General features: G+C 55.0%; 2 protein-coding genes and 2 pseudogenes. All 4 read right to left on the bottom strand.

The annotated features are described in order from the left end of the window. Positions 1 to 159, bottom strand: a pseudogene (locus ACTJK9_RS29530) (type VI secretion system tip protein TssI/VgrG); the annotation flags it as partial. A 191-nt stretch (positions 160 to 350) separates the two neighbouring features. Beyond that, positions 351 to 899 carry a hypothetical protein gene (locus tag ACTJK9_RS29525; RefSeq protein WP_064596419.1) on the bottom strand — a complete coding sequence of 183 codons (549 nt, stop codon included), beginning with the start codon at positions 897 to 899 and terminating at the stop codon, positions 351 to 353. After that, a complete protein-coding gene (locus ACTJK9_RS29520; protein WP_236188427.1) occupies positions 896 to 1,480 on the bottom strand; it encodes a lytic transglycosylase domain-containing protein in 585 nt (194 codons plus the stop codon). Before ACTJK9_RS29520 ends, ACTJK9_RS29525 begins: the two co-directional genes overlap by 4 nt. Further along, positions 1,473 to 2,100 (bottom strand): annotated as a pseudogene (locus ACTJK9_RS29515) (type VI secretion system tip protein VgrG); the annotation flags it as partial. The gene ACTJK9_RS29520 and the pseudogene ACTJK9_RS29515, both read right to left, overlap by 8 nt.

Raw genomic sequence — 2,100 nt, 5'->3', positions numbered from 1 at the left:
GAGTTCTTCAAGGTTGAGGTCGGGACGGGCGCTGACCAGTTCGAGGTCGAAACGGAACGGCTCGTTGAGGGCTTCGCGACCGGTGAAGCTGAGGACTTGCAGGTCGGCCGAAGCGCCTTCGAGCGTGAGGGTAATGTGGGTAGCGTTGGCGTCCAGCATGCCTTTATTTCCGTCCATTGAATAAGCAAGGGACGGATGGTGCAGGATTAGCCGGGCTCGTACAACCCGCAAATGCCCTTCAGGGGCGTAGGGTATTCCCTTAGAACGGGCATTTGACTCAGTGAAATCGGGGCCGTCAGAGTCGACTCACCCATCGGATCAGTCCAGACAGCCCGACTTGTACCGAAGCATCAGGGCTCAAGTTCTGTCAGCGTTTCTCCCTTGGCAGGGTCGGGCACCGGAAGCTCGTCGATTTCCAGAAAAGCGTCATTTCTACCGTAGCTCAAGAACTTGTGAGAGCTTTCGTTCCCCTTGTTCTCGAAAATGACCTGAGGTCCTTGCTGAGTCAGCAGGATCCAGCCGGGCCGATTTCTCTCGGCAAAGTTCAGGCGTTCTACCTGCGCGCTGTCTCCATCGAAGTAAAACAGCGCACCTTGCAGGTAGTTCGAGGTGAACTCTCCCGAAATCAGGAGTGCGTTCACATCTTTTGTCAGATTGACGCATTGCCAATGAACGTTGCTGCCTCTGGAAGCGTCCGAGTCTTCGTACAGATAGTTCGTTTTCTGTGACTGGCGGATCTTGTAAACATGCGAGTCGAGAATGGGATGGCCACTGAGTAGCGAAACCGCACTTTCAGCACTGGAGAGATCGCAGCGGGTTACGGTGGAAAATTTGAGCTCGGCAGCCGACACCTGCAGACTCACCAGTCCGATAATCAAGCCTGTAAGAAGACCCTTCACTTGGCCATATCTCTCAATACCTGCATTGAATTGGGCGCTGCACGCAGCTTGTCTGCACAGGCCTTGATTTTGGTGTAGTACCGGCCGTCAGTCCTGCCGCGATACTTTTTGTACGCTTCAGCAATCGGATCGGCTGCGCCGTTTTTTTTCTGGCGTTGAATCAGCAATTCCAGATATCGGGTGCCAGCACGAATGTTGGTGGCTTCATCCAGAAAACCGGGGCTGTCATGGAATTTGTCGGCCTCAAGATACAGTTTTGTTTCCGGCGAACGCTCTGCTCTGGGCTTGCTCAGATCTTCTATTCTGTACAACTCCCGAACAGCCCCCTTCAATAACTGCATCAGTCCCCGCGCCGTGCTTTCGCTTGATTCGGCTTTGGCATCAAAACGAGACTCCATGTAAATCTGGCAAATGATGGTGTCGTCATCGATCGACGATTGATTGTTCTTGGCGACCAGTGCCCGGATCTCTTTCAGGCGTGCACTGTCGTCCACCGGCAGCGCAGCAGACTTTTGCACGGTCGTGGGCGTCAGCACGGCTTTGCTGGTGGCCAGCGGTTGGTTCTTTGCCACGTCAGGCATCCCAATGTGGATTGAGGGGAGGGACGTCATCGTAGACTTCGATTGTCGCGGTCTCGGCTTCGAGGCTGCTGATCTTGCGCGTCTTGCCATGCTCATCCGTTCGCCCGACGAGGTTCTGACCCGAAGTGGTTTTGATCACATAGGGAAAGTTGCGCAAGGGCAAACCGCTGTTCTGATCCGTGATGATGAAATCCATGTCGTATTCGATGGCTTCCAATACTTCCTTGCGGGCGAGCAGGTTTCCGCTTTTATCGCTGGAGGCCGGTAAAGGAATCAATGGCGCCAGAATCGCAACTCCGGAACCCACACCCGGCGCACCGCCGGTATTGGCCTTCACCTCGGCACCACTGATTGTCACACCACCCGCGTCGACCTTGACGAAACTGCCGCCAGCCTTCGCCGTCAGTTCCATGCCACCCTCGATCACGACCTTGTCGCCGGCGTGGTAATGAATCTCCGAGCCCGCTTCAACGAACTGACCGGTGCCGACCTTCACATGCTGGGTCACGCCGACGGTGAGGTGATCATTCGCCCGCATCTCACTGACACGATCCAGATGAGTGATGCGGTGTTCCTCGACTTTGAATTCACTTAAAACATTGGCTTCGACCGTGTCATGC

Origin of the sequence: Pseudomonas sp. 22082 (assembly GCF_052046055.1) — a bacterium.
Taxonomy (GTDB): domain Bacteria; phylum Pseudomonadota; class Gammaproteobacteria; order Pseudomonadales; family Pseudomonadaceae; genus Aquipseudomonas; species Aquipseudomonas pharyngis.
Note: the sequence above shows the minus strand (reverse complement) of the source record. Positions and strands in the feature narration are given on the sequence as shown.

What these genes read in the sequence shown, in the direction of transcription:
- ACTJK9_RS29520 (WP_236188427.1), bottom strand. Translation starts at nt 1,480, where the DNA reads ATGCCTGACGTGGCAAAGAACCAACCGCTGGCCACCAGCAAAGCCGTG.